This window comes from Postechiella marina, assembly GCF_039538365.1.
Taxonomy (GTDB): Bacteria; Bacteroidota; Bacteroidia; order Flavobacteriales; family Flavobacteriaceae; genus Postechiella; species Postechiella marina.
On the sequence record NZ_BAABCA010000005.1, the window covers coordinates 49494 to 70025 of the forward strand.

Annotated in this window: 14 protein-coding genes; 7 read left to right on the forward strand and 7 right to left on the reverse strand. The window is 32.3% G+C overall.

The genetic code is table 11. The features are described from left to right. Positions 1-19 precede the first annotated feature (19 nt). From ABD715_RS11890 to ABD715_RS11915, 6 genes are all read left to right on the forward strand, one after another. A complete protein-coding gene (locus ABD715_RS11890) occupies positions 20-1171 on the forward strand; it encodes an aminotransferase class V-fold PLP-dependent enzyme (protein WP_344788469.1) in 1152 nt (383 codons plus the stop codon). Positions 1172-1180: 9 nt separating this feature from the next. Beyond that, positions 1181-1732, forward strand: coding sequence for an NUDIX hydrolase (locus ABD715_RS11895; RefSeq protein WP_344788470.1), 552 nt, complete (start codon positions 1181-1183; stop codon positions 1730-1732). 23 nt (positions 1733-1755) lie between these two features. Next, positions 1756-2430 (forward strand): PrsW family intramembrane metalloprotease, encoded by a 675-nt coding sequence (locus ABD715_RS11900; protein ID WP_344788471.1) that lies wholly within the window; start codon positions 1756-1758, stop codon positions 2428-2430. Positions 2431-2679: 249 nt separating this feature from the next. After that, positions 2680-3174, forward strand: coding sequence for an acyl-CoA carboxylase biotin carboxyl carrier protein subunit (locus tag ABD715_RS11905; RefSeq protein ID WP_344788472.1), 495 nt, complete (start codon positions 2680-2682; stop codon positions 3172-3174). 62 nt (positions 3175-3236) lie between these two features. Next, positions 3237-4679: an acetyl-CoA carboxylase biotin carboxylase subunit gene (gene accC / locus ABD715_RS11910; RefSeq protein WP_344788473.1), complete on the forward strand. Its 1443-nt coding sequence runs from the start codon at positions 3237-3239 to the stop codon at positions 4677-4679. A 38-nt stretch (positions 4680-4717) separates the two neighbouring features. Next, on the forward strand, positions 4718-6259 hold the full coding sequence (locus tag ABD715_RS11915; RefSeq protein WP_344788474.1) for an acyl-CoA carboxylase subunit beta: 1542 nt from the start codon (positions 4718-4720) through the stop codon (positions 6257-6259). A 21-nt stretch (positions 6260-6280) separates the two neighbouring features. On the opposite strand, the gene ABD715_RS11920 is transcribed toward ABD715_RS11915, so the two are convergent. The 7 genes from ABD715_RS11920 to ABD715_RS11950 all read right to left on the reverse strand — a co-directional run bounded on the left by ABD715_RS11920 (position 6281) and on the right by ABD715_RS11950 (position 18550). Further along, positions 6281-7816: an alpha-L-fucosidase gene (locus tag ABD715_RS11920; RefSeq protein WP_344788475.1), complete on the reverse strand. Its 1536-nt coding sequence runs from the start codon at positions 7814-7816 to the stop codon at positions 6281-6283. After that, positions 7810-9252, reverse strand: a complete 1443-nt coding sequence (locus tag ABD715_RS11925) for a glycoside hydrolase family 28 protein (protein ID WP_344788476.1) — start codon at positions 9250-9252, stop codon at positions 7810-7812. Before ABD715_RS11925 ends, ABD715_RS11920 begins: the two co-directional genes overlap by 7 nt. A gap of 4 nt (positions 9253-9256) precedes the next feature. Continuing rightward, positions 9257-11722, reverse strand: coding sequence for a glycoside hydrolase family 2 TIM barrel-domain containing protein (locus ABD715_RS11930; RefSeq protein ID WP_344788477.1), 2466 nt, complete (start codon positions 11720-11722; stop codon positions 9257-9259). A gap of 41 nt (positions 11723-11763) precedes the next feature. Then, on the reverse strand, positions 11764-13770 hold the full coding sequence (locus ABD715_RS11935; protein WP_344788478.1) for a beta-L-arabinofuranosidase domain-containing protein: 2007 nt from the start codon (positions 13768-13770) through the stop codon (positions 11764-11766). 66 nt (positions 13771-13836) lie between these two features. Further along, entirely contained in the window at positions 13837-15252 is a 1416-nt protein-coding gene (locus ABD715_RS11940) for a sulfatase family protein (protein WP_344788479.1), read from the reverse strand. Between the two features lie 270 nt (positions 15253-15522). Further along, positions 15523-17073 (reverse strand): sulfatase family protein, encoded by a 1551-nt coding sequence (locus ABD715_RS11945; RefSeq protein ID WP_344788480.1) that lies wholly within the window; start codon positions 17071-17073, stop codon positions 15523-15525. 28 nt (positions 17074-17101) lie between these two features. Then, on the reverse strand, positions 17102-18550 hold the full coding sequence (locus tag ABD715_RS11950; protein WP_344788481.1) for an alkaline phosphatase D family protein: 1449 nt from the start codon (positions 18548-18550) through the stop codon (positions 17102-17104). A 182-nt stretch (positions 18551-18732) separates the two neighbouring features. Between ABD715_RS11950 and ABD715_RS11955 the strand changes: the two genes are divergently transcribed. Beyond that, complete coding sequence (locus ABD715_RS11955; protein ID WP_344788482.1) at positions 18733-20301, forward strand: helix-turn-helix transcriptional regulator; 1569 nt, start codon at positions 18733-18735, stop codon at positions 20299-20301. Positions 20302-20532 lie beyond the last annotated feature (231 nt).

Here is a 20532-nt window from a genome sequence, read left to right on the forward strand (position 1 = left end):
TTTTTTATTCTTAATTATTATGCAAAACCTAAAGCATTTATTTGATTTACCTAACCATATTACTTACTTAAATACAGCGACTATGTCGCCTTTATTAAAAAGTACAAATCTTGCTGGTAAAAAAGCTATAGATAAAAAAAGTGTACCATTTACCATTACGAGCAACGACTTTTTTTCGCCTTTAAATTTGCTTAAAAAACAATTTGCCAAATTAATTAATACAAACGAACCAGAACGTATTGCAGCGATTCCGTCTGCATCCTATGGCATTGCAACAGTTGCAAATAATATTGTTTTAAATGCTGGAGACGAAATTTTAATTGTAGAAGATCAATTTCCTAGCAATTTTTACGCATGGCAACGCCTTGTTGAAAAATATAATGCTAAAATAATTACCATAGCGAAACCAAAAGGCAAAAAAAATCGAGGCAAAAACTGGAATATCGACATATTAAATAGTATAACAGAAAAAACAGCTGTTATTGCTATAGGTCACATCCATTGGGCAGATGGCACACTTTTTAACCTAAAAGCCATTAGCAAAAAGGCAAAAACTAAAAACGCACTACTTATAGTCGATGCTACGCAGTCTTTAGGCGCTTTGCCTTTTTCTATAAAAAATATTCAGCCAGATGCAGTAATTTGTGCAGGCTACAAATGGTTATTTGGAGCCTATGCTTACGGGTTAGCATATTATGGACCTTATTTTGATGATGGAATACCCATTGAAGAAAATTGGAGCAATAGAGTTAATAGCGACAATTTTGCTGATTTAACAAATTATCAATCAGAATATAAAATACAAGCTGCTAGATACAACTCTGGAGAAAATGCTAATTTTATTGCTGTAGCCATGCTGCAAGATTCTATTTCTAATATTCTAGAATGGACTCCAGAATATATTCAATTGTATTGTCAAGAAATTTCTCAACACATTATAAAACCACTTACTAAGCTAGGCTGCCAAATAGAAGATTCTGAGTATAGAGCAAATCATCTATTTGGTATAGAATTACCAAATAATATCGATTTAACAACATTAAAGGCGCAACTTGAAAAGCATCGAATTTTTGTGTCTATTCGAGGTAACTATATTCGTGTATCTTGCCATCTATTTAACACAAAAGAAGATTTTACCATACTTTTGCAATGTTTAACTTCTATTTTATAATTTAATACTATGGATGAATTTATTGATGTTGTTGATAAAAATGGCTATCCAACAGGAAAATCTGAATTAAAATCGGTTATTCACCAAACAGGTTTGTATCACCATACAGCACATGTATGGTTTTACACAAAAAATGGCTTCGTTTTACTTTCTCAACGTTCTGCAAAAAAAACAATATGTCCGCTCATGTGGGACGTCTCTGTAGCAGGACATGTAGATGCTGGCGAGTCTATAAAACAAGCAGCTATAAGAGAAACAAAAGAAGAAATAGGATTAAACATTATAGAAACCGATTTGCATAAAATAGGTGTTTTTAACTGTTTCCAAAACTACAAAAATGGCATTATAGACAACGAGTTTCATAATACCTTTATAGCAGAACTTAAAGAACCACTTGCTAATTTAAAACGCCAAGAAGAAGAGGTTAAAGCTTTAAAACTAGTAAATATTGCAACTTTTAAAAACCTATTAGCACAAAGTAAAACTAACAACCATTTTGTAGCCACAAATAGCAACTATTACCTTACTGTACTTCAACATATTCAAAATAAAACCTCTTAATTTTTACAGATCATTATTTATAAATGACTTTACTCTTACTTGCCCTTGCCCCTATTATTATTGTTATACTTTACATTTATTTTAACGATACATACGAAAAAGAGCCCAAACGCATTCTATTTTACAACTTTTTACTTGGCGCTATAGTTAGTATTATAGTTACGACCTTAATTTACTATGCTTTTGATATTGTTTTACCTTTAACAGAGCATCATAGTGTTTATCAGCAATTTTTAAAAGCTTTTGTAGTTGTTGGTTTTACCGAAGAGTTTAGCAAATATATTATAGTACGCTACTACGCACAACCAAATAAAGAATTTAACGAACAGTTTGATGGTATAGTTTACGCAGTAATGGTATCGATGGGTTTTGCTGCTACAGAAAATATTTTTTACGTATTAGAAAGCGGATATCAAACCGCTATGCTTCGTGCTTTTACAGCAATTCCCGCTCATGCAACTTTTGGTATTTTAATGGGATATTTTGTAGGCAAAGCTAAATTTTCAAACCATCAATCGCTATTAAATATTGCAGGATTACTCCTAGCCATTCTTTTTCATGGTGCATATGATTTCTTTTTATTTATCGATTTTATTCCAGGAATATGGGTTGGTGCATTTATTTCTCTAGCAATAGCCATATTCCTATCAAAAAAAGCGATAAAAAGGCACCAAAATCAGTCAAAATTCAAAATTTAGTAAAAACCTATGAATTTATAATAGGCAAATGTAAGCCATATCTTATAAATTTGCACTTGAGAGACTATTACCATAGCATCCAATAAATGTGAGAGACTTATAGATGCTAGCAAATTGAGAAAATGCCGTTTAAATTTATTTAAACGGCTTTTTTCATGTTATAAAACGAGCACTTTCAGCATACAAATAAATCAAAAAAATAAGCGCAAAAAAATTCATATATTTACTAGTAAATAATCTTGTATTAGCATGAGTAAAGTATTTAAAGTAAATGTAAATAATCAATATGATTTTGATTTAAATAGCGATGATATTTCAAAACTAGACACACTTAAAATTTCTGAAAACGAATATCACATCATTCAAGACCACCACTCTATAAAAGCTGAAATATTAGGCTCTAATTTTCTTGAAAAAACATATAAAGTAAACATTAATAATACTGTTTTTAACATAAACATTAACAACGAGTTAGACTCCCTAATAAAAACTATGGGATTCGAAACCGGCAAGTTAAAACAAGTTAATGCCATAAAAGCGCCAATGCCAGGGTTAATTATAGATGTTTTGGTTAAAGAAAACCAAGAGGTTAAAGAAAACGACCCTATACTTATACTTGAAGCTATGAAAATGGAAAACATAATTACATCTCCCATTAATGGCATTATAAAAACTATTTCAGTAAAAAAAGGAGCTGCTGTAGATAAGAATGAACAACTAATAGAATTCGATACTAAATCTTAATACATCGCTTAACTAAACATATTAAGGTTTCGCTTGCGCGGAAATAAAAACAATCCATTTAAATGAAAAAAATACTAATCGCCAATCGAGGAGAAATCGCTATTCGAGTAATAAAAACTGCTCAAAAAATGGGAATAAAAACGGTTGCTGTTTACTCTACCGTAGATAGAAACTCACCACATGTTCGCCTCGCAGACGAAGCTGTGCATATAGGAGAATCTCCATCAAACCAATCATATTTAAAAGGCAATAAAATTATAGAAGTAGCCAAACAACTTGGTGTAGACGCCATTCATCCTGGTTACGGTTTTTTAAGTGAAAACGCAGAATTCTCAGCCTTAACAGAAAAAAACGACATCATATTTATTGGGCCAAAATCTAAAGCCATTAAAATAATGGGAAGTAAACTTGCAGCAAAAGAAACTGTAAAAGCTTACAACATCCCAATGGTACCAGGTATTGACCAAGCAATAACCGATATAGAACTAGCCAAAAAAGTTGCCAAAGAGATTGGTTTTCCTATCTTAATTAAAGCCTCGGCAGGTGGAGGCGGAAAAGGTATGCGTGTTGTAGAAAAAGAAAGTGATTTAGAATCGCAAATGCAACGAGCTATTAGCGAAGCTACTTCTGCCTTTGGAGACGGTTCTGTTTTTATAGAAAAATACGTGAGTTCGCCAAGACATATCGAAATTCAAATTATGGCAGATAGTCATGGTAACATTTTGCATTTTTTTGAAAGAGAATGTAGTATACAAAGGCGACACCAAAAGGTAATTGAAGAAGCACCTTCTACCATTTTAACACCAGAATTAAGAGCCAAAATGGGAGAAGCAGCTATTAAAGTGGCTAAATCTTGTGATTATTTAGGGGCAGGAACTGTAGAATTTTTATTGGATGAAAACCTTAACTTCTATTTTTTAGAAATGAACACGCGCCTACAAGTAGAGCATCCTGTTTCTGAGCTTATTGCAGGTGTAGATTTGGTAGAATTACAAATAAAAATTGCCAGAGGTGAAAAACTAGAACTAAAGCAAGAAGATTTAAAAATTAAAGGACATGCATTAGAGTTAAGAGTTTATGCCGAAGATCCTTTAAACGATTTTTTACCTAGTGTGGGTTATTTAAGTGCTTACAAAATTCCGACAGGAAAAGGTATTAGAGTTGATAATGGTTTTGAAGCCAATATGGATATTCCCATTTATTACGATCCTATGCTCGCTAAGTTAATAACCTATGGAAAAACGCGAGAAGAAGCTATTCAACTCATGCTAAAAGCTATTGACAATTACGAAGTAGAAGGCGTAGAAACTACATTAAATTTTGGTAAATATGTATGTAATCATGAAGCCTTTCAATCTGGACATTTTGACACTCATTTTGTGAAAAAATATTATAATCCAGAAGTTTTAGAAGCTAATACCTCTAATAAAGCTAGACTAGCTGCTTTAATTGCAGTTAAAAAGTATTTAGAAGATCAAAAGCAACTAAGATTACCTAACTGTTAGTTTTTAGCTAAAACACAACTAAATTAAAGCACATACACATGAAATCTAATATAAATAAATTAAACAACCGCTTAGAAAAAGCCTATTTAGGTGGCGGACAAAAACGCATTGATAGGCAACACGCCAAAAAGAAATTAACAGCTAGAGAACGTGTAAATTATATAATGGACGAAGGGTCTTTTGAAGAAATTGGAGTTTTAGTAACACATAGAACTACAGATTTTGGAATGGAAAACGAAGTATATTATGGCGATGGTGTTATAACTGGATATGGTACAATAAACAATAGATTAGTTTACATATATGCTCAAGATTTCACAGTTTTTGGAGGCTCTTTATCTGAAACCCATGCCGAAAAAATTTGTAAAATCATGGATTTAGCAACTAAAGTAGGAGCGCCAATTATTGGACTAAACGACTCTGGTGGCGCAAGAATTCAAGAAGGAGTAAGATCTCTTGGTGGCTATGCCGATATTTTTCATAAAAACGTACAAGCCTCGGGTGTTATTCCTCAAATATCTGCCATTATGGGACCATGTGCAGGTGGTGCTGTGTACTCTCCTGCAATAACAGATTTTACAATGATGGTAGAAAACACAAGTTATATGTTTGTAACTGGTCCTAGTGTTGTAAAAACTGTAACAAACGAAGAAGTAAGCAGCGAAGAACTTGGTGGTGCGTACACACACGCCTCTAAATCTGGTGTTGCTCACAAAACATCGGCTAACGATGTTGAATGTTTAGAAGATTTAAAAAAACTAATAAGTTACTTACCTCAAAATAATAACGAAACTGCACCGTTACTACCTTTTACACCAAAAGAAGAACTAAGAGATGTTTTGTCTACCATAATTCCAGAAAACGCCAATAAACCTTATGACATGCATCATGTTATAAATGGTATTATTGATACTGATTCGTTTTACGAAATACACAAAGATTATGCAGAAAACATTATTGTAGGTTTTTCTAGAATTGGAGGAAGAAGCGTTGGTATTATAGCCAACCAACCTTTATTTTTAGCAGGTGTATTAGATGTAAATAGTTCTAAAAAAGCAGCAAGATTTACGCGTTTTTGCGATAGTTTTAATATTCCTTTACTAGTTTTAGTAGATGTTCCTGGTTTTTTACCTGGTACCGATCAAGAGTGGAACGGTATTATTGTACATGGCGCTAAACTGTTGTACGCTTTAAGCGAAGCTACAGTACCAAAAGTAACTTTAATTACCAGAAAGGCTTATGGCGGTGCTTACGACGTTATGAACTCTAAACACATTGGTGCCGATTTAAATTTTGCATGGCCTACAGCAGAAATTGCAGTTATGGGTGCCAAAGGTGCAAGTGAAATTATTTTTAAAAGAGAAATTGCAAATGCAGACCATCCTGAAGAAAAACTAGCTGAAAAAGAAGCTGAGTACTCAGAAAAATTTGCAAACCCTTATCGCGCTGCTGCACGTGGTTTTATAGACGAAGTTATACTACCGCAAAACACAAGGCGTAAACTTTTAAAAGCTTTCGCCATGTTAGAAAATAAAAAAATAGAACTTCCTAAAAGAAAACATGGCAACATCCCTTTATAAAAAAAGTTATTAAATTAAGTTTTAACGCTCAATCTTTAATACATAAGCAAAATTACAAGGTTTTTCTTCAGGAAACTGTACAGTTAAACTTTGTGAGTTTTGCTTCCATTTTAATTTAGATGCACTTCCTAAAAGACTTATTTTTTTAATCTCGTTAGCATATAGTTTACCATCTGAACCAAAAGATTTTATATCTAACTCACCATCTGGCCAATCTAAAACAATGGCATATAAAACACCTTCTTTTTGGGTAAATCGAATATCTTTAGACGTATATATAGGCATATCATTTCCATGATTTTTACCTTGACCATGGTGTCCAGGATTTTTTATATAACTTGGCCCTTCCCCATAAAAAACCCATGGTGTTGTTCCATAAATAGCCTCTCCATTTAACTGCAGCCAATCCCCTATTTTGTATAATTCTTCTTTAATATTTTCTGCAAACGATCCATCTGCTTTTGGAGGAACATTTAAAAGTATTCTTCCATTTTTAGAAGTAATATCAGCCAACATATCAACTAGTATATTGGCATCTTTAATTTTATTTTCTGAATTATAAAACCAAACAAAAGGCCATTTTATATGCTGTTGCATGTTAATATCTGCCATCCACGGGTCGTATTGCATACCATCTAAATTACCATTTTCAATATCTCTCATGGCAACTCCAGGTGGTATGTCGAAACTTTTATAAATAAACTCAACATCTTTACCCCAACTTAAAGCAGCATTATAATAACTACTTATAAAATCTTGCTGCACATCTTCTCTAATACCATCAATCATTAATGTTTTGTCAGAATCTATAATTTTACCGCCAACTATTTGATGCTTTTTTTCTGGACCAACAGTACCACCAAAACCAACATCTACCCAAACCAAATCTGGTTGGTGTAGCTCGTAACCTTCCTTCATTCTATCTAGCCAACCGTTTAAATAAGCTTTAGTATACCTGCCATCTTCGCCATGTACTTTGGGTGTATTACCTCGTCTAGAATAATCTCCTAAAGGATCTAAATACGTTTTATCTGTCTTGCTCATTTGTCCCCAAAGTGTCGAACTGTGAAAAGAAGCCATAAGTTTTATATCGGTTTTACGAATTTCTTTAGCTAACTCTCCATAAATATCAATTTTAGGTCCTTTTTGTACCGTGTTCCAGTCTGTAATTTTACTGTTCCAATTTAAACAACCATTAACATGCCATGCTACTGGTCCTGCAAATTGCGCTCCTGCTTTTTGAAATAAATCTACCCATGCTTTGGCATTAAAGTTTTCTCCTTTCCAGTTTTTAATAGCATCTTGAGCACTCATTTTAGGCTCCCCTAAATCGTGCATTACAGATTGTGCTCCCCAATGACAGTATATTCCAAATTTTGCATCTAGCATCCATTGTGGTGTATTATGCTTTTGTAACGATGACCAGTTGGCTTTATATTGTTCTTTTTTTTCTAAAAAGGGAACCGTTTTTATAGAATTTTCTTTTTTATTACAAGAAACAATAGCAAAACTTAGTATAAAATAAATAGCTCGAAACATTATTTTTTTACCTACCATCTTTTAATATTTGAATTAACATTTTTTGAATTTATATTTTTTGTATGCTTTTTGATTATTCCTAATTTTACTTTGGATGAAAGGTCATAATCTATATTTTTAAGATTACTATTATAAACATCGTCAAGAACAATGGCTGGTCGGTTATCTAAATTACGCAACCCTAAGTTTACATTTTTAAGATTCAACCCTTTTACATGACGAAAATACATGCCATAAGAAGGTAGAGTTCCAAAGAAAAGTTGCTCTGGATACCTTGCTTCGTCTTCTGGAACAACTCTATCTTCTAAATTTAAATCTCCAAAACCAGTATAAGAAAAATAAATATTTTCTAAGGTTATATTTTCAATATAATGTCCTGGCAAACCGGTAAACATAAGACCTTCTGTTGGCGGATCAATTCTTCCTGTTAATCTAGCCTCGATATTTTTAAATGTAATGTTTCTTATTTTCCCTACAGGTCTCCCTTCTGGTTTTGCATCGGTTTTATAAACTTGCTTTATTGATTTTGAATAGTCGCGACCACGATTTCCTAATCGCACAAAAATAGGCCCGCCACAGTTATACATCTTTATATCTGATATTTCAACATTTTCTATTACAGCACCATCAACAGCTAACAATTTTATGGCGCCATGGCGACTATCAAAAAACTGGCAATTTTTAACTGTTATATTTCTAAACCCTGTTTTTGATGCTGTTCCAAATTTTAACGATGCCCAATAACTGCTTACTGTGCAGTTTTCGACATAAAAATTTTCGCAAATTTTATCTACACTACTTTTTAAACAAATCGCATCATCTTCAACTTGCAAATTGCAATCTGTAATGCGTACATTAGAGCAACCATCAAAATTCATCCCATCGTTATTTCTATTTTCTTTGTTATAAACAGAAGTATGATGGATATTAACATTATTACATTCTTTAAAATACACACACCAAGATCCTGAGTTTTTTATAATAGCATTATCAAACTCAATATTATTACAGTTTTCTATTCTAAATAGTTTAGGTCTTTCTTTACTATGCTTAAACATGTATCCTTTTCCATTAATTTCAGATCGAGGATGACCAATTATTTTAATATTACTTTGATTTTTAGCATAAAACAAGCATTTAGAAAAATGAGGTTCTTCTGTACCTAAAGGCACAGTAGCGTAGTCTTTTAAGTCTGAACTACCAAATAACTCTGTATTTGCTTCCATTTTAAAGGTAACATTGCTTTTTAAAAACAGAGTGCCAGTTACATACGTTCCTTTTGGCACTACAACTACACCTCCTCCACTTTTAGCACAATCGTTTATAGCAGATTGAATAGCTTTTGTACTTAGTACAGTATGCGATTTCTTAGCTCCATAATCTAGAATGTTAACTATTTTTTCTTGTGCTATTACTGCATTAGAAATTAACAGTATTATAAATATTTTTTTCATTTTATTATTTTACTATTAAATTAATGGTGCTAGACTCTAATCCATTTGCACTAACAGTGAGTTTAATATTTCCTGCTTTTTTTGTTGATTTAATAATAGCTAAACATTTACCATTAAAAGCAGATCGTTTATTTGCCTTAAAAGGTTCTAACCCCATATTATTTCCATTACCTACACCAGCAATAGTTGCCGAGCCTTCAATTTTAAATTTAAGAAGGTTGTTAGCGGTAGGTACCTCGTTACCGTCTTTATCTTGAATGGTACACTCTACATATATTAAATCTTGTCCGTTGGCTAACATTTCTGTTCGACGTGTTTCCATTTTTATTTTTGATGCAACACCTGCAGTTCGAACTATTTTTTCGGCAATTACTTTTCCATTTTTATACGATACCGCTCTAAGTTCGCCTGGCTTGTATACTACATTCCAACTTTGGTATTCCACACCTTCAATAGCGTTGGTTTGTTTGCCTAAAGATTTTCCATCTTGAAACAACTCTACTTCATCTCCATTGGTATAGCCATAAACTGTAACTTGTTTTCCTTCCATACCTTCTAAATTCCAATGTGGAAAAATATGAACCATTGGTTTGTCTGACCATTGACTTTGATAAAAATAATACCCATCTTTAGGAAAACCTGCTAAATCTATAACACCAAAAGAAGAAGAACGTGCTGGCCATCCGTATGGAATAACTTCGCCCAAATAATCCCAACCTGTCCAAATAAACTCGCCCATAACATACGGATTAGTTTTAACTAGCCTCCAAGCTTCCATACCATCTTTACCTAAAAAGCCACGACTATTTTCAACCCAATTGTAAGCATCATTATGCTTATAATTTAAATTTTTCCACCACTCATCTTTTGCCTTTCCATATAAATATGTAGATCGTGGATAATACATTTGAGCCGATTGATGCTCTGTAAAAACAGCTTTTACGTTAGGAAAAGACGTTCTTTCCTTTATTAAACGAGGTTCTTTAATATAATTATAACCATAAATATCGCTTGTTGCTGCAGCTTCTTGGTTTGGTCGTTTAGGGTTTCCGTAACCATGTACTCCATTGGTAACCGGACGATAATCTAGCCTATGTACAATATTGGCAAGACGTTTACCTATTGGAGCACCTTCTGGGTCTCGCATTTGATCAATTTCGTTACCAATACTCCACATAATTACAGAAGGATGATTTCTGTCTCGCAGTATAAAATCTGTTAAATCTCTATCTGCCCATTTTTTAAAATGATGTGCATATTTATACACTTGCAGCTTTACCTTTTTACCATCTTGAACCGTGGTTGGCGATTTTGGTCGCTCCCACTCATCAAAGGCCTCATTCATTACCAACATTCCCATTTCATCACACACATCCATAAACTCTTCAGAAAAAGGATTATGCGCCATTCTCACAGCATTACACCCCATTTCTTTTAGTTTTTCTAATTGACGTTCTGCTGTTCTTCTTCCTATAGCAGCACCTAACGGTCCGCCATCGTGATGTAAACAAACACCTTTAAGTTTTATTGTTTTCCCGTTAATAGCAAACCCTGTATTACTATTAAACTCTAAAGTTCTAATTCCTGTTTTTTTATTTTGAGTATAAACAATTTTACCTTCTACAATAATATCTGTTTTAACCGTATAAAGTCTAGGCGAATTAACATCCCATAATTCTGGGTTTGTTATTTTTATTGATGTTTTAACAACTTCTGCTTGGTTAGCCTTTATGCCTTGGTTTACTAATTTTTCTGTTATTTTTTCTCCTTTAGGATTAATAACAGATAAGCTAATTTGTACATCTTTATCCTTATTAAAGTCATTATTTATGGTAGTTTCAATTTCTATTAAAGCCTCGTTATCTACCACGTTATTGGCAATAATATAATTACCCCAAATAGGAATATATACTTGGTTTGTTTTTATAAGTTTTACATGTCGATAAATACCTGTACCTGTATACCAACGAGAGCCTGGTTGGTTTGAGTTATCTAACTTAACAGAGACAATATTCTCTTTACCAAAATTAACGTGTTTAGTAAGATCGTAATGAAAAGCAATATATCCAAAAGGGCGTTTACCTAATAAGTGTCCGTTTATATAAACTTCAGAATTTCTATAAGCTCCATCAAAAGCTATAACAATGCGCTTACCTTTATCGGTATCAGGAATTACAAATTTTTTTCTGTAAGCTACTTTTCCTGTTGGTAACCATCCTCCTCGAGAAAAAGATGGATTGTTTTTACTAAAGTTGCCTTCTATACTCCAATCGTGAGGTAAGTTAACGTCTCTCCAATTACCATCATCAAAATCAAAATTTTCTGAATTGGCAATTTCTCCTGCAAAGAATTTCCATCCAAAATCAAAGTTTTCTGTTGTATTTATATCTAAAGTAGCTGTAGGTGCTTTACTGCATGCTATTAGCAATACCCCACAAAAAATTAAACTTAGTTTTTTACTTATCTTCATTATTTGGTTTATGTATGGTTATAAATGTTAAAAAGACTTCGTTAAAAATTCCCTTTAGGAAATTCCGTTATTCTTAAAATTGTACTTGCTTCAGGATAAAGCTCTATAGTTAAATCTTTACCTGTTATTATATTTTCTGGATAAGGTGCAGACTCAGTCCAATTATTTAACGTCCAATTTGTTACATGTTTTGCTTTTACTTTCAATTTTATTGGCACATTGTTGTATTCCCACGGATATCCTGATGCATTTGTTTGTATAACCTCTATATTATTTGCCAAAATATCTTTTGAAAGTGCTATAGCCCAACCAGAATCTTTAATGTCTTTAGGAAAATGCTCGTATGCAGGAAACTCTAGACTACTTTTACTACCCGAATCGAAGGTGCTCTTTCTAACTCTACTTTCTATAGGATAAGAGAAAACTAACGGACCATAATTTATAGCAACTCCTTGATTACGGTCATCAATTTTTGGCTCTGTTTTAAATCTTATTTCTAACACATCGCCCTTTTTAAATGTTCTAGAAATACTTTTAAAAATCGTATTATCTTTTCCTGACACATAACTTTTACCATTTAATTTAATAGTATAAGCATCAGACCATTTTGGAATTCTTAAACCCAACTCTACTTTTGATGATGGCGCTTCATTAATTGTAATTTTTATATAATGATTAAACGGATAATTAGTTTCTTGCGAAAAACTAAACGCTCCTTTTTTTAATTTTGTAGATATGGTTCCTGGCAAGTACAATGCTACTTTTACTTTATTTTCGCCAACAATACAAGATCTATTAATAAAGGTAGGAAGCATTCTATGAATATTGCCTGCACAACACTCGGTATCATGTCCTGGACGATAGCATAAACGTCCTTTTGCTTGAGCTCCCCAACCTTGATGATCGTTATAAAAACTTGAACTATTTGTGCTTATTAGCAAATTAGGCATTTGGTAATATTGATATGCCTTAAAATCTTTAGTTATTAAACTAAAACTAGCATTATAAAGTACTTTTTCCATTTTATCGGCAAAATATGGGTCTTCTGTTGCTAAAAGAGCCCAACCTGTAGTCCAGTTAGAATCTATAAGACTACACGCCTCTACACTCTCGTTAGATCCTTTTCCTGCTAAACCTTCATGATTTGCAGTACCACCATCTGCCAACTCATGTGTTTCTTCTAACAACTTATAAGCTTTATAAAGTGCTGTTTTATATTTTTCTTTACCGGTAATTTTATACAGTATTGCAGGAAGTTTTAAAAACTCATGATATGTCACTGCATGACCAGATGGAACAACACCTTCATTCATTCCTTTTACAGAAATCATGTAGTTTTTATTTCCTTTTTGGTTCGCTTTTTTTTGAAAAGCATCATATAACTTTTCTGCAGTTTCTACATACCAATCATCTCTAGTTATACCATACATGTGCCCTAACAATTCAATATTTAAAACAGGACGTATTTCGAATCCTCCTTTATTAACAGAATCAAAAATTTCTGGTCTGCTAAATATCGCTTTGTAATGCTTATCTATTGCAGATAATAATTTTGTATTACCACTAATCTCATATTTTTCAATAAGCATGCGAATAATAACTACCATTGGCCAACCCTCTCGACTAAGCCCAATATCTCCAGCATGAAGTATACCTTCGTTATCTACACCTTTTAAAATGCTATTTAAGTTTTGCTCTACTTTGTTTTTCAAGGTTTCTGAGCCAGTCATTTGTCCACATCGTAAAATACCATCTAAATAATACCCAGTTTGTTCGTATGGCCACCAATCGCTTCCTCCTTCAAATTCTCTATCTGTATACTTCATGTTTTCTGTCCACATACCTGTATTAAAAGGGAAACCGCTTTCTTCAGGATGACTTCCTAAGCCTTCAACCTGCCTATTTAAAAACTCTTTAACCCAACCTTCGGGAATAAACTCGTTAGATGATAAATCTCTTATTTTATTATTTTGAGACCAAACTGCTACATCTGTTAATGTAATTATAACGAAAAGTAACATCACCAAATTGGGCTTTTTTATGTACATGATAAGGTTTTATTTAGTTGATATTTAAATGGCTTTATTTGCTGGCTTATTCTAAATTAAATAGAATTACTTATATCTGTTTTCTCCAGATACTGCCTTTTTTACAGCATCTTCTCTTGCCTTTTTCATTTTAAGCACATTAGGAATATGAGTATCTGGCCAAAGATTATCTACATTATTTTTATTCCAAATCTTATATTCTTCTTGTAATTCTTTAACCTTTTCTGGCATTTGAGACGCCAAATTATGATGCTCATATTTATCTGTTTTTAAGTTAAACAGAAGTAAATCGTCTCTTACAAGTTCTTTTACAAGCTTATAATTACCAATACGAACCGCATATCCGTTTCCATCACTATAGCGCCAAAACAGTTTTTCGTGAGGATTTTTATTTGGTCTATTCTCTTTTACAAAAGGCAATAAGTTTACACCTGTTAATTTTTTTGCATCATGGTATTTAATGTTTGCAGCCTCTAAAACAGTTGTAAAAATATCGTAAGCTATTATAGGTTTATCTAATTTCTGGTTGCCTTTAAAACCTGCGGGCCAACTCATAAAAAAAGGCACTCTAATTCCGCCTTCAAACAACATGCCTTTTTGCCCTCTGTAGGGAAACTGATTAGAGCCTTTTCCATGTCCACCATTGTCACTATAAAAAAAGATAAGTGTGTTTTCATATTCTCCGGTAGCCTTTAGTTTATCAACAAGTTTACCTATACCTGTATCCATACCAGCAACCATAGCTGCATAGGTAGCTCTTTCGCCTTGTTCAATATAATCGACTTTATCTAAATAAGCTTTAGTAGCTTGTATAGGCGCATGTGGCGCATTATAAGCCAAATACATAAAAAATGGCTTGTTGTTTTTAGAATATTTATCTACATATTCTACTGCAGCATTCGAGAAATCGTCTGTAAGGTAGCTTAGGTTTTCAAGAGGTTCTGGTTTTCCATCTCGCATAATTTGATGCCAAGTCGTAAAATCTTTTTCCCAAGATTTACCCCAATAATTTCTAGAACCACCAGAGAAACCAAACCAATCGTTAAACCCTCTATTATTTGGCCAATATTCTTTTGTGTGCCCTAAATGCCATTTACCTATAGCACAAGTTTGATAGCCATTGTCTTGCAATACTTCAGAAATCATGGTTTCACCTAGAGGCATTCCCATAATTTCGCCTTTAAATTTTTTACCAATATTATTTTCGCAACCAAAACGCTGTTGAGGTCTACCTGCTAATAAACCTGCTCTACTTGGACCACAATATGGATGTGTAGCATAACCTGCAGAAAAATTTACACCGCTATTTGCTAGTTTGTCAAGATTTGGTGTTGGTATGTCTGTAGAGCCATTAAAACCTACATCTGCCCAACCTAAATCGTCTGCAAGAATAATTATTACATTTGGTTGCTTCTTTTTTTGTGCGTTTACTGCAATTGTCGAAACAATAAATAGTAAGTAAACTAATAGTTTTCTACTCATAATTAATTAATATTTTTTAGATCTTTTCTTTTTTTATACTTATTAAATTGATTTTAATACACTCACTATACTAATACTTTATTTTTAAACAGGATAAACTTTAAAACCTAATACTGTTAGCTATTATAGCTTAGTCTATTTTATATGGTAGTTTTGACGAACACTTAACAAATAAATAATCTGTAATACCCCCAAAAAAGGTCTTTTTCATTTACTCAATCTTGAATGTAAAAGGGTAGCTGAATTTTTGGGGTTTAAATTAGTATTGATTTAATTGTAATAATCCCAAAAATCGACCTTAACAGATTCGCCATCAGGTTTATCTCCAACTTCTTTAGATTTTAACCTCAATTCTTTTCTCATTTGTGCAACAATATCAGCGTATTTAGGAAAATCTGCCATATTAAAAGTCTCCCAAGGGTCTTTTGTAATATTAAATAGTTGTGTTACACGAGAACCTGCAACATGTGCTTCTCTAGCATAATCTTTTGCTACAGGAGCTTTTACATATTCTATAAGTTTGTAATCGCCTTTTCTGTAAGCACGTTGGTGTTGACGGTATGCGTGATAGGTATAATATCTAATGTTTTCTACTTTATTATTAATTACAGGCAATAAGCTTTTTCCAGAAGAAGATTCTGGTATTTTTATACCAGCCATATCGCAAATTGTAGGCAAAATATCGTAATTATAGCATAAGGCATCTTCACGTCTTCCGTGGTTAGCTTTATCTACTAATCCGCCAGAAAGAATAAACGGAATGTGAATTCCATCTTCATCATAGATATTTTGTTTTCCTATTAAACCATGATTACCTACAGCCAAACCACTATCTCCAGCCATAATAATTATCGTGTTTTCATACATTCCATTTTCTTTTAATGCTGAAATAACACGTCCAATTTGAGCATCTAAATGTGTTATAATTGAATAATAATCTGACAAATGCTTCTTTGCTATCTGTCGTGTACGTGGCCAAACATCTAACAATTCATCACGTAAATAAATGTGACCATTATCAAATGGATGCTGTGGCATATAAGATGGTAACAAAGCAATTTCTGTTTCCGGATACATGTTTTTGTATTTATTTGGTGCCTGACGAGGGTCGTGTGGAGTAGGAAATGCTAAATAATGAAAGAAAGGTTTCTTTTTTTTATAATTAGAAATAAAATTTATACTTGCATCTGCAAGAACTTTAGAAACATGGGGCCCAACTTTTTCTGTTGCGGTTGGTCCACGTTTGTCTGTCTTTTTATTAAAGGCTCTTTTAATTATGTTATTACTATTATCGTACTCCAGTAAATACACATCTTCTATCGGATATTTTCCATCGGCATGCCAATCGCTATAAGGCATTCTAAACTGGTCTGTTAAGTATGCAGGTTTGCCACAAACCTTATCTCCTGTATTAAAAGACCTAGAAAGCGATTCGAAATCTTGATGCCACTTACCAACATGATGCGCATGATAACCAGCATCCATAAAAACTTCTCCCATAGTAGTATGCTCGTTTGGAATAGTAAAACCTCTTCCTTTTAATTCAAATAAGTTTCTACCTGTTAGTAACATAGCTCTACTAGGTACACAAGTTGCGCCAGAAAAAGAGCCTTGTAAAAAAGCTTTTGTAAAAGCAATACCAGTTGCTGCTAATTGATCTAGGTTCGGTGTTTTTACAGCTTGACCTCCTAGAGCGTGTACACCAGAATAACGGTGATCGTCTGTATAAATAACCAATACATTTGGTTTTCTATTTTTTTGAGCTTGTAATTTTGTAAAAGCACAAATACATAATATAGATAAAATTATTAATTTTCTCATTTTTAGTTAGTTGATTATATTTTTTTAGTTACAGTTTTCTTTTTACAACCTCTTTATTTACGGGGTTTCCATCAACATCAAAGTGAATAAATTCTATTATAGCTGTGTTTTTTTTACGATATACATTCACACCTAAAAAACCTCCAGAAACACGTAAAAACTTATGTTCTGGCATTTTATTTTCTTGAGACCAGCCTTGAGCATGAGCATTACTTGTAGGTCCTTGCGAAAATTCCATTACACCCGTTTTATTGTCTTTAGATACGTATTGCCAATGGCGATCACCATTTAAAACAAACATGTTATAATCTGCCAAAAACTGTCTTAACCAATCGCCCTCAACCTTAAAAGCACTATTTGCATGGTTGTCGCTTTTGTCTGACACCCTATCTGGCCCCACAACAGGCGTAGCAGATATAAACAACTTAAAAGTTGCTTTTGATGCTTTTACAGTTTTGGCCAACCATTCTTTTTGCTCTTTTCCAAAAATGGTTTTAGTATCTCCGTCTGGTAAATAATTTGCAGATCGATATTCTCTACCTTCCAACAGCCATACTTGCAAATCTTTTCCCCATCGAAAAGTTCTATAGGGCTTTCCTTTTAAAGGAGCTTGCTCGTACCAAACTTTAAGTCCGTCTTTATAAGTAATCTCTCCAAACGGTTGCATGCCAGGGTAAGCATCATTACTTAATAAATCGTGATCGTCTTTTTGCAAATACAAAGGCACATTATTATAAAAATCTACAGAACCTGGCCAAGCGTTAATAGCATGCCATTTCATTCGCGCTTGTTCTATATTTAATGCCATTGGTCCTGGTTTATCATAATATACAAAATCGCCTGTTTGACAATGAAATGAAGGGTTAAGTTTATGCATGGCATCGTAAATTTTAAACCCACGAACTTTATCATCATAATCCCAAAAGTATTGGCATGTAGATGATGTAAAAAATACAGGAACAATATCGTTTTTTGAAGGTGCTGTAGAAAAACCACCCTTAATAACCGTAATTGGTGTATCTTCTTTTTCTACACCTTTTTTATTTCTACCTTTAAACGTTCGCCCATGAATTTCGACGGTGTATTTTGTATTAGATTCTAGTCCGTTTATAACAGATTTATATGTATAATCGTCAAGCGAGGAAACAAATTCCCAATCTGTTTCTATTACTTTGTTATTACTTTTTAAAATAGCTTTAACCTCTCCAAAAGCACCTGCTACTTCTCCATCCATTTTACTAACTGGAGTATTGTTTTTAAATTTAAGAGGGGCTCTAAATGGTGCATTTTTTCTTTGATGTGTTATAGGGTTTGGTTTTGAAACTTTACAAAGTCTTGTCCATATTACTGCAGAAGAATCTGTAACTTCCCCAATTTTAAAGCCAGTAGTAAAAAATACACTGTCTTTTACTTGGGCATTACATTTTGTAAAAACAACTATTAATAAGACTATTATTGTAAATCCCTTTTTCTTCATAAAATTTAGTTTCTTGCATTTTTTTAATAAAATACTTTTACCAAATCTAAGCCTTAGACTTATAAAAACTAAAAATAACACCTATATTATAACTATATTCGTATTAAAAAAGTTAAAATATTAACTATATTATAACGCATATACACCATTCACTAATCCAAACAAACATCATACATAAATAATTGATATACAGAAAAATAAAAAACACTTTAATCCTATTTTTAATCTTAACCAACCTAACATATAGTCAAAACAGAACTATATATAGTAAAGATTCTACTGTTGCAAATCCACATAAGTACATTCAAAAAGGATATAGTTTATCTAATAAAAATCAAGATAAAGCTTATGCACATTTTACAAATGGAGCCAATTATTACAGAAATAATGGAAACAAATCTGCCTATTTAGAATGCCTAATTGGTCTTGTAGAAATTGAAAAGCGAAAAGGAAAATTCAACAAATCTTTTGAAATGCTTTGGGATATTATGCCTGAAGCTAAATTAATTAAAGATAAATCTCCTTTACTTCAAATACACCGTAAACTGGGACTTTTATATGGAAGTTATAGCAAAGATAGTTTATCTATTTCTCATTTAAAAAAGAGCATAGAACTTAGTAAAAAAACAGACAAAAATGCTTTAGTTAGCTCGTACTTTTCTCTTGCTGTACAATATGTTAAAATGGAATCTTATAAAAACGCAGAACGTTATTTAGATTCTTGCTACCTTAATAAAAACAGTAAAAATAGACTTATTTATATTGATGCCTACTACGGTTTAATTAACACAAAAAAAGGGTTTTACAACAAGGCTCAAATCTATTTTAAAAATTTAATTCCGGAGTTTAAAAAAAGAAAATTAGGCTTTTTAGCCATGCTTTACTCTTTTAATGCCGATTTAAAACATGCTATAAATCAAAAAGATAGTGCCATTTATTATTACAAAGCATCTTTAAAAATAATGAATAAAATGAAGGTGCATATAGAAGAAAAACCTATAGTTTTAGAGAACCTGTCTAATATATACATCGAAAAAAATGACATTAAAAATGCGTTTAAATATACGCTATTATCCAAAAATATTTCTGATAGTTTATACCACACTCAAAGTAAATTAAATAAAGAATTATTTGAAATTAAAAATAAATATCAAGAAGATATTATTGAAAAAGAAAAGCAAATACTAGCTCAAAACAAACTAATATTGTTAAACGAAAAAGTTAGTTTTATATTAAAACTATTAATAGTAATTCTTGTTTTATTAGCCATAATTGTTGCTGTAGTTTACAAGCAAAGAAACAAAATGAAACAATTGAAAATAAGTAAAGCAAAGAATGAATCGATGCTACAAATTCAGAATAAAGAGCTTACTGCAAATGCGCTTTTAATTATTGAAAAAGAAAATGCTTTTAAAGAACTTCTAGATATTATAAAAGAAAATGCACCAAGTAAATACAAAAGTCTTTCTAAAAAACACAAACAAAGTAATAAACAAATTTGGGAAGATTTTAATCTTAGATTTACACAAATAAATTCTACTTTTTATAACCGATTATTAAAACTACACCCTACCCTAACGCCAAATGATTTAAAGCATTGCGCGCTAATTAAATTAAAATTTGACAGCAAAGAAATGTCATATATTTTAGGGATTTCTCTTCAAAGTGTACATATGGCGCGATCTCGTGTTAGAAAAAAACTTAACTTAAATAGAAAAGACAACCTAAGCAATTATATTGCCATGATTTAATGCTTGTTATTTAATTTATTAAAAAAATACACCCTAATCTCAACCTCACTCTTTAGGTCTTTTTTTATTTTCAGTAACACTAGTATACAGCTCATAATCAGCTCATCATTTCTAAATTTACAAAAAAATCACTAGTTGTTTTTGTTATGTTTTCAGATTAAAGCTTAACAATAAAATTGTATTTCATCGATTTTTTATGCGTTTCATAGATGGTTTTTCAAATATTATTTT